Consider the following 322-nt stretch of genomic DNA (forward strand, 5'->3'; position numbering starts at 1 on the left):
CCAGGCATTTGTAGAATGGACAAGACAGAATCCCAGCCATCAATAGAATTGCTGCTCTTTACTGGGACACCTATAACAGGAAGCGGAGACAGCGAAGCAATCATTCCGGGTAAGTGCGCCGCACCACCAGCTCCGGCTATAATTACCTTAAAACCATTGGTATGTGCATGCTTTCCGTAATCGAATAATTTTTCTGGAGTACGGTGTGCTGATACAATATCAACTTCTACTTCAATATCAAAACCTTTTAAGATGTCTATCGCATCTTGCATCACGGGAAGATCACTTTTACTTCCCATAATTACGCCTACTTTACCCATAA

General features: G+C 42.5%; 1 protein-coding gene. It reads right to left on the reverse strand.

What is annotated here, in order from left to right; translation table 11 throughout:
* Window positions 1-320: AIR carboxylase family protein (locus H4O21_RS28775; protein ID WP_182812708.1), on the reverse strand; the 320-nt coding region annotated here is incomplete at its 3' end.
* Between the last annotated feature and the right edge of the window lie 2 nt (window positions 321-322).

The sequence above is a fragment of the Oceanospirillum sediminis genome (assembly GCF_014164585.1).
GTDB lineage: Bacteria > Pseudomonadota > Gammaproteobacteria > Pseudomonadales > Halomonadaceae > Oceanospirillum > Oceanospirillum sediminis.